General features: G+C 53.7%; 7 protein-coding genes. All 7 read left to right on the top strand.

Annotation, left to right across the window (positions count from 1 at the left end; translation table 11 throughout):
* Nucleotides 1–879, top strand: an 879-nt coding sequence (locus ACZ25G_RS01070) for a cadherin-like beta sandwich domain-containing protein (protein WP_463681238.1), incomplete at its 5' end; no start/stop codon positions are given.
* A 519-nt stretch (nt 880–1398) separates the two neighbouring features.
* Entirely contained in the window at nt 1399–2961 is a 1563-nt protein-coding gene (locus ACZ25G_RS01075; protein WP_463681239.1) for an ABC transporter substrate-binding protein, read from the top strand.
* A gap of 135 nt (nt 2962–3096) precedes the next feature.
* A complete protein-coding gene (locus ACZ25G_RS01080) occupies nt 3097–4038 on the top strand; it encodes an ABC transporter permease (protein ID WP_191481418.1) in 942 nt (313 codons plus the stop codon).
* Between the two features lie 79 nt (nt 4039–4117).
* Nucleotides 4118–5017 carry an ABC transporter permease gene (locus ACZ25G_RS01085; RefSeq protein WP_342681875.1) on the top strand — a complete coding sequence of 300 codons (900 nt, stop codon included), beginning with the start codon at nt 4118–4120 and terminating at the stop codon, nt 5015–5017.
* Between the two features lie 19 nt (nt 5018–5036).
* The gene (locus ACZ25G_RS01090; RefSeq protein ID WP_463681240.1) at nt 5037–6032 is read left to right on the top strand and encodes an ABC transporter ATP-binding protein; all 996 of its coding nucleotides are present in this window, start codon (nt 5037–5039) and stop codon (nt 6030–6032) included.
* Between the two features lie 6 nt (nt 6033–6038).
* Nucleotides 6039–7040, top strand: coding sequence for an ABC transporter ATP-binding protein (locus ACZ25G_RS01095; RefSeq protein WP_463681241.1), 1002 nt, complete (start codon nt 6039–6041; stop codon nt 7038–7040).
* A 91-nt stretch (nt 7041–7131) separates the two neighbouring features.
* On the top strand, nt 7132–8076 hold the full coding sequence (locus tag ACZ25G_RS01100; protein ID WP_342681872.1) for a M14 family metallopeptidase: 945 nt from the start codon (nt 7132–7134) through the stop codon (nt 8074–8076).
* The last annotated feature ends 555 nt before the right edge of the window (nt 8077–8631 follow it).

Here is an 8631-nt window from a genome sequence, read left to right on the forward strand (position 1 = left end):
GGAACAGATGTCAAAGCTAAGGCCAATGTCATTATTACCTCTAACACTCCCATTCCCACCGAGCTGAGCAATTTGGAGCTCTCCAATGGCACCCTGGATCCTGCCTTTGACAAGGCTACCCTGAACTACACCGCCACTGTGGCAAACTCCGTCTCCTCTGTCAAGGTCATGCCCACCTACACCGGCGACACCGCTGTCACCGTCAACGGCAAGGACGTCGCTTCCGGCGCTTACTCCGAAGACATCGCCCTGGAGGTTGGCACCAATACCATCACCGTGGTAGCAGGAGATAAGACCTACACCATCACCGTTACGAGAGAAGAGGAAGAACAGCCTCCTGTAGGCGAGAAACCTCTCCTGGATGGCCTGGAGCTGTCTGAAGGAACCCTTACTCCCGCCTTTGACAAGGACACCTTCTCTTACACCGCTGCCGTAGGAAACGAGGTAGAGGGTGTGCAGGTGAAAGCCTTCTTTGCCGATGGCATTACAGCCATGCTGGGAGAAGAGGCGCTGGAGAGCGGCGTCTACTCTGAAGAAATCCCGCTGCAGGTAGGAGAAAACGAGATTGTAGTTACGCTGCGCCTAGAAGGTGAAGAGAGCGAATATGTGATTATAGTGACACGGGAAGAGGAAGCGGTGACAGAGCCAGAACCCACACCTGGCACCGATAAGCCCAGCATTCCTGGCTCTGACGAAGATCAAGCAGGCGGCGGGGACTGGGATTGGCCGGAAGGCAGTGGAAATGATTCCACCGGCGGCACTGGTTCCGGAGAGAAAGAGAACCCCGCTTCCGGAGACAGCAGCATGGTAGCTGGAGCGCTGGCAGTCCTGGCCCTGAGCGCAGGCGCTGCGGTAGTTCTCTCCCGCAAGAGAAAATAAAACCCGTATATCCTTTGCTTCAAGGCGGATGACATGTAGTCGTCCGCCTTTTCTATCTTAAAAGTTTTTATCGGATAAGTATTCACCTGGGGATTTTCTTCCCCTAAAGAGGATAAAAGCTCTTCTTTCATAGGGAAATATACTCTCGGCTGCTTTAAATAATAAAAATTTCTTCAAAATAAAAATGAAATTTTTTGGGTAAGAAAATTCATTTCTGTTTTCTCTGGCAGTACAATTTTTCTGAAAACACCCTTATAAGAAATACATTTTCCCGCTTTCCTTAGATATTTTTCCTAAATCTTAGGAATTTGCCACACTTCTTTAAACAGTTAGCAGATTAAAAATTTTGTAATGACTTGTCCCATGCAGAATGCTATAATAATGCACAGCAATGGTGCTGCATTGATTGGCTTTGTAGCACCATTTTTTGGTGTAGTCGGAAGATACCCGGCTGTCACTGCGCCAATTTCGGCGGGGGATATTTCATTTAACCGCGAGGAAAGGAATGAAGTAGAGAGTATGAAAAAATTTCTGAAAAGGGCAATTGTCCTTCTGATGGCAGTTGCAATGGTATTCTCAGTCACCGGATGCTCCAGCAGCGGCGGCGACACAAGCGGCGGCAGCCAGGCTGCTACCACCGATCCCAACCAGCTGGTCATTGCCCGTCCCGAGGATTCTGACAACCTGGATCCTGTCACCCAGGACGGCAACGTCAATATCTGGCTGTTCGGCCTGACCATGGAAGGCCTTGTCCGGGCCAGCGACGACGGCAAGAGCATTGAGCCCTGGCTGGCGGAAAGCTGGGACATCAACCCTGAAGGCACCCAGTACACCTTCCATCTGAAACCCGGCGTTAAATTCGCCAACGGCACTGAAGTCACCACCGAGGACTGGATCTGGTCCATTGAGCGGGCCCGGGACACCGAGTCCTCTGCTTGGGCTTTTGCCATGGAAGCCATCGAGTCGGTGGAAGCTCCCGATGAGAACACCCTGGTGATCACTCTGACCGAGCCCTGGGCTCCCATCCTGGCTGACCTTGCCATGTTCAACGCTTCCGTCCAGTCCAAAGCCTATTATGAAGAGGTGGGCGAGGAAGCTTACACCCAGGCTCCGATGGGAACCGGCCCCTTCTATTTCGCCGAGTGGCAGAAGGGCGAATATGTCCTCTTAGAGAAAAACACCAACTACTGGAATCCCGACGAACCCAAACTGGACAGTGTAAAATTCACCGTCGTCCCTGACGATAACTCCCGCGTCATGCAGCTGCAGGCTGGCCAGGTGGACGCCATTACCTTCGTCCCCTGGAACCGGATGGAAGAATTGGATGCTGACCCCGACATCGTCGCTGTCGGCCTGCCTTCCACCGAGGTCCGCAACATGATCTTTAACAACACCATCGAGCCCCTTAACGACGCCCGCGTCCGCCGCGCCCTGGCCATGGCCACCGACCGGCAGGAGCTGATGGATGTGGCCCTTTACGGCTACGGTGAGCTCGCTACCTCCTTCATGTCCGTCAACGGCATGTATTGGAATGAAAACGTGGACTATCCTGAGTATGATCCCGAAGGCGCCAAAGAGCTTCTGACCGAGGCTGGCTATGGCGACGGCTTTGAAATCACCCTGGCCCTGGATTCCGGCAACACCATCCACGCCACCATGGGTACCCTGCTCAAGGAGCAGTGGGCTGAGGTTGGCATCACCCTGAACCTGGAAACCCTGGAAAAGGGCACCATCAACGAGCGGATGAACAACCTGACCCTGGATCTGCAGATCCGGCCCTGGACCAACGATATGGCCGATCCTTCCCAGCAGGCGGATTACAGCTGCATCTATGACAACGCCATGTGCCTGATGAGCGGCTGGCAGAATGATGAGGTGGAGGCTGTGGTCAACGAGGCCAAAACCGAGCTTGACCCCGAAAAACGCCAGGAGCTCTATTATGAGATCCAGCAGATGATGGCCGACGAGCTGCCCTTCTTTAGCATGTTCTATATTCCCTACCCTGTTGCCTACCGCAGCAATGTAGAGAACTTTATCCAGACTCCTCTGGGCGCTTACCGCTTCCAGGAGACCACCAAATAAACCCAAACAACGCAATTTGAATCGGAGGGGGAGGGGACTTTCCCCTTTCCCTCCGTTTTTCAGCGGCAAAGGGGCTTTCCCACCAAAAGGGCGGGAAGCCCCTACCGCTATTTTCATTGAGGACAGGTGAATGCTATGCAGCAACTCAATTATGCAATAAAGCGCCTGTTGCAGATGATCCCCGTTCTGCTGTGCGTCACCATCTTGGTATTTGTAATGATGCGCCTGATCCCCGGCAATCCTGCGCAGATTATGCTGGGTGAAAAGGCTACCCCCGAGATGGTCGCCGCCAAGGAAGTGGAAATGGGGCTGGACAAGCCTTACATCGTGCAATACGGCATCTTTTTGCGGGATCTGGTCACCGGTAACCTGGGGGAATCTATCCAGTATTCCATCCCCGTCAGCGACCTGCTGGGAAGCCGGATGATCGTGACCGTTTCCCTGGCGCTGATGACCGCCCTGTTTGTCGTCCTCATCAGCTTCCCGCTGGGCTACTACTGCGGACGGCATAAAAACGGCATAGGGGACAATATCATCCGCGTCCTTTCCCTGGTGGCCCTCTCCATGCCCCAGTTCTGGATCGGCATATTGCTGCTGCTCCTCTTTGGGCTGCAGCTGGGCTGGGTGCCTATCTCCGGATGGGGCGTCACCTTCTTAGACCATGTGCGCTGTCTCATCCTGCCGTCCATCACCGGCGCGCTGGGGGTCTGCACCCTGATGATTAAAAATCTCCGTGGGAATGTGGCCAATGTAATGGGAATGGACTTCGTAGACTTTGCCCGCAGCAAGGGTATCTCTGAAGGCCGGGTCCGCTCCCGCCACATTGTCAAAAACGCCTTGATCTCTACGGTGACCCTGCTGGCCCTGCGGATCGTCAACCTGTTGGGCTATACTGTGGTTATCGAGACGGTCTTCGGCCTGCCCGGTGTCGGCGCGCTGCTGGTAGAGGCCATCTTCCGCCGGGACTACGCTGTGGTTCAATCGGTGGTGGTGATCTTCGCCGCGCTGGTGCTCATTGTAAACTTGATCACCGATATTTCCTACTCGCTCTTGGATCCGCGGGTAGAACTAGAATAGGAGGGCGCAAGGATGACGCAATATAACCTGGCCCCTCAAAGGCTCACTTTACATCGCTTTAAGAAAGGAGGGGATGGGCATGGCAAAGCTTGAGGGAATGGACGAACAGCGGAAGGTGGTCAACGCCGCCCAGGAGGGCGGTGCCCTGATCGCCCGCAAAAAGGCTCCCTGGTGGCGCCGGAGCATGACGCTCAACATCGGCCTGCTGATCATCCTGGTGGTGGTGATCTTTGCCCTTTTTCCCCAGTTTTTAACTTCCTATGACCCTAACGCTTCCGATACCACCGCTATGCTCCAGCCCCCTTCGGCGGAGCATCTCTTCGGCACTGACAACTACGGGCGTGATGTGTTCGCCCGTGTGGTATGGGGCACCCGCATTGACCTAACCATCGGCGTTCTGGCCATGATCGTCCCCTTTATCACCGGCAGTATCATCGGCCTCATCGCCGGCTACTATGGCGGATGGCTGGACAGTGTCCTGATGCGCATTCTGGACGTGGTTATGGCTTTCCCCTTCATCATCTTGGTCATTGCCATCGTCAGCATTATGGGGCCGAGTATGAACAACCTTTACATCGCCATCTGGCTGGTGGGCTGGCGCGACTACGCCAGGCTGGTCCGAAGTGAGGTCATGGTGGTCAAACATAGTGAATACGTCCAAGCTGCCCGTCTTCTTGGATATTCCGATCTGCGTATTCTGATCCGGCATATTTTGCCTAACGTATTTTCCTCCGCTATCGCTTTTGCGTCTTCTGACGTTGTTATGTGTATGCTCACCGGTGCTTCCCTGTCCTTCCTTGGATTAGGCGTGCAGCCCCCGACACCGGAATGGGGCGCGCTCATCGCAGATGGACGTCCGTTTATCTCCCAGGCATGGTGGATCTGCGCCTGCCCCGGTTTCGCACTCATCTTTGCCGGCACCGGCTTCAGCCTGTTTGGCGACGGCTTAGCCGACTTGCTGCGCACCAAAAACCGTTAAGAAAGGGGGAGCTCGGACCATGGCCGATATCCTGGAGGTTAAAAATTTAAAAACATATTTTATTACCAAAGAAATGACTGTCAAAGCGGTGGATAATGTCAGCTTTACCATCCGCCAAGGGGAAACCTTCGCCCTAGTTGGGGAGTCAGGCTGCGGGAAAAGCGCCACCTGCCGTTCTATCCTCCGGCTGATCCATAAGCCGGGCAAGATTGTGGACGGGCATATCCTCTACAAAGGAAAGGAGCTAACTGCCCTCTCCCAGAAGGAAATGCGCCAGATCCGCGGCAAGGAAATCGCTATGATCTTTCAGGAGCCGATGACCGCTTTGAATCCCGTGCTCACCATTGGTGAGCAGATATTCGAGGCTTTCGGTGACCAGAAGATGTCAAAAAAAGAAAAGACAGAACGGGCCATTGAACTACTTCATATGGTGGGAATTCCACGTCCGGAAACCCGCATTAAGGAATATCCCCATCAATTTAGCGGCGGCATGCGCCAGAGGGCGATGATTGCCATTGCCCTGGCTGCGAAGCCCCAGCTTTTGTTGGCTGACGAGCCTACCACCGCTCTGGACGTGACGATTCAAGACCAGATCATCAATCTTCTCAATGATTTAAAGGCCAAATTAGGGATGAGTATCCTGCTTATCACCCATGACCTGGGAGTCGTTGCCCAGATGTGCAACCGGGTTGCCGTCATGTATGCCGGCCACGTGGTAGAAATTGCCGATACCCTCACCCTCTTTTCTTCTCCGCGGCACCCATATACCTATGGGCTGCTCTCCTCCCTACCCACCGGGCACGAGAAGGAGCGGCTGATTCCCATTCCCGGTTCTCCTCCCGACTTGGCCAACCCGCCCCAAGGCTGTCCCTTCGCGCCCCGGTGCCGTTTTGCTGAGGACCGCTGCCGGGAAGAGCTGCCTGCTCTCAGCGAGATCTCACCGGATCATTTAACACGGTGTCACTTCCCTGAAAAGCTTTCTGAAGTCAAATCCTTTGTGGAAGGAGGCAGATGACCGTCCATGGAAAATAGTACAGCACAGCCGTTATTAACGGTCACCAATTTAAAGAAGTACTTCCGGCTCAAACGGCCGATTTTAGACGCTATTGCTCGAAAGCCTATCCAGACCCTCAAAGCGGTAGATGACGTTAGTTTTTCCATCGCGAAAGGTGAAACTCTGGGATTGGTAGGGGAATCGGGCTGCGGCAAGTCTACCCTGGCTCGGACTATTATGCGCCTGTATGATCCTGACGCTGGTAAGGTTGTCCTCAATGGGATTGAAATCAGTTCCCTCAAAGGAAAAGAGCTTCGCGAAAAGCGCCGCAGTTTCCAAATGGTCTTCCAAGATCCTTACTCCTCCCTCAACCCTCGGATGACTGTCCGGGATACGCTGGGCGAAGCTCTGAAGGTTCATAAAGTCTGCCCTCCGGAACAACGGGAACAGAGGATCCTCAAATTGCTGGAAATGGTAGGAATGAACGCAGATACAGCGGACCGGTATCCCGGTGAATTTTCTGGTGGACAGCGGCAGAGAATTGGCATTGCCAGGGCTTTGGCGTTGGATCCCGCTTTTATCATTGCCGACGAACCGGTTTCGGCTCTGGACGTCTCTATCCAGGCACAGATTATCAACCTGCTCATGGATCTGCAAAAGGATCTGGAGTTGACGATGCTCTTTATTTCCCATGACCTGAGGGTTGTCCGGTTGATTACCCATCGTGTGGCGGTTATGTATCTTGGCAAAATTATTGAGTTGGCTCCCACAGAAGAGCTCTATGAACGTCCTTATCACCCATACACAGAGGTTTTGCTCAAAGCCGCGCCTGTGTTGGATCCTACCCACCGTTCCCGGGAGTACAGTATCGAAGGAGAGCCTCCCAGCCCCATCCAGCTGCCTACCGGCTGCCGGTTCCATCCTCGTTGTCCAAGAGCTACAGAGGAATGCAAAAAGATACAACCTGATTTCGCCGAGGTTTGTCCCGGTCATTGGGTGGCTTGCCATCATCCCATCCAGCCGGTATAAAACATCTGCTACAAAAATGCGCGTCCGGGTGTGGCTGCCGCCCGCCCGGCACCTTTTGTCATAATACTACTGTTAAAGGAGATTTTGCGTCATGTCTGAAGAACTGAAAGTTGGAACCCTTTCCGCCAAAGCTGGCGAGAAGGTACAGGGATACCTGGAAGTTCCTGGTACTCCTGTAAAAATGCCTATCACTCTGATTTGCGGCACTAAACCAGGAAAAACCGTTGTTATCACTGGCGGTACCCATGGCGGTGAGTATCCTGGCGTTGAGACTTCCATCCGGGTTGCCGCTTCCCTTACCCCGGATCAGGTAGCTGGCCGTGTGGCTATCGTTCATCCAGTCAATACCCCCGCTTTCTTTGCGAAAATGCAATATGTAGGCCCCTACGATGGCAAAAACCTCAACCGTGAGTATCCGGGTAAAGCTACCGGGACTGTAACCCAGCGGATCGCCTATACCATCTCCAGCCAATTGTTCGCCCAGGCAGATTTCTATATGGATCTTCACGGCGGCGATATCCATGAATCCCTGACTCCTTTTGTTATCTATTCGGAGCTGGGTTCGGAAGAGCAAAACAATATCGCCAAAGAAGCCGCTTCTATGCTGGGCGTCAAATACGTAGTAGGTTCTGTTTCTGACAACGGTACCTTTGGCTGCGCCGCAACCATGGGTGTTCCCGGCTTCCTGGCAGAGATTGGCCAGTGCGGTCTGTGGAGCGAGGAAGAGGTTCAGACCTATGTGAAAGGCGTTTACAATGTCCTCAAGCATCTGGGCGTCCTGGAAGGCGGCGCCGAAAAGCTCTGCGACGTAGTATATCTGCATCGGATGGCTGGCCTAGATGCTGAACAGACTGGCTGCTGGTATCCCTGTGTCAAAATTGGCGATAAGGTAACCAAAGGCCAGAAGGTCGGCGAAATCCGGGACTGCTTTGCCAATGTACTGGGTGAGTATTTTGCTCCTCAGGACGGCGTGATGCTTTATGTCATCAGCTCTCTGGCTATTAACGCCGGCGATCCCATTATCGCTTTGGGCTAAAATTTAAAACGTTCCTACTATAAAAGGGCTGGGAATCATATGATTCCCAGCCCTTTTATCAGCTTATTCGGTTAGCTTCGATTTCCCGGAGGCGGGCGAAATCCCCTACAAAGCAAAAGGCCCGGAGGGCGAAATGGCTCCAGGCCCTTGCCTGGTGACATGCTCGGTCACCTTAGATCGGGAAGCTCACGATCCTAGGCCCCGCAAAAGGTTGATAGCGACAGCGAGCCGTCGCGAGGGCGCTTTTGGCCGAGCAGGCGAGCCGAGCGAGCCCTTTTGCGGAGAAGGAGGAATGACGGAGTGGTATGAGAAAAGCCCGGTCTATGACCGGGCTTTTGGATGGAGCGCAATCCGTTCCCACGTAGGCGGAACGGTTAAAATTGATATTTTCTCAGTGTAAAAAATTGCCGCCACGCAGCGGCGGGCCCAAACCGCAGCCCAGCGCAAAGCGGTTGCGGTTTGGAAGCGAGGAGCAGCAGAATGAGCGCGCGATGAACTTTGCAATGAAATGAAAAAGCTCGTCGCAAGCGATATGTCGCTTGCGACGAGCTGGTG

The organism is Zongyangia sp. (assembly GCF_965361945.1).

Excerpts from the sequence above, each read along its gene's own strand:
- ACZ25G_RS01075 (WP_463681239.1), top strand. The coding sequence starts at position 1,399 with ATGAAAAAATTTCTGAAAAGGGCAATTGTCCTTCTGATGGCAGTTGCA.
- ACZ25G_RS01080 (WP_191481418.1), top strand. The coding sequence starts at position 3,097 with ATGCAGCAACTCAATTATGCAATAAAGCGCCTGTTGCAGATGATCCCC.
- ACZ25G_RS01085 (WP_342681875.1), top strand. The coding sequence starts at position 4,118 with ATGGCAAAGCTTGAGGGAATGGACGAACAGCGGAAGGTGGTCAACGCC.
- ACZ25G_RS01090 (WP_463681240.1), top strand. The coding sequence starts at position 5,037 with ATGGCCGATATCCTGGAGGTTAAAAATTTAAAAACATATTTTATTACC.
- ACZ25G_RS01095 (WP_463681241.1), top strand. The coding sequence starts at position 6,039 with ATGGAAAATAGTACAGCACAGCCGTTATTAACGGTCACCAATTTAAAG.
- ACZ25G_RS01100 (WP_342681872.1), top strand. The coding sequence starts at position 7,132 with ATGTCTGAAGAACTGAAAGTTGGAACCCTTTCCGCCAAAGCTGGCGAG.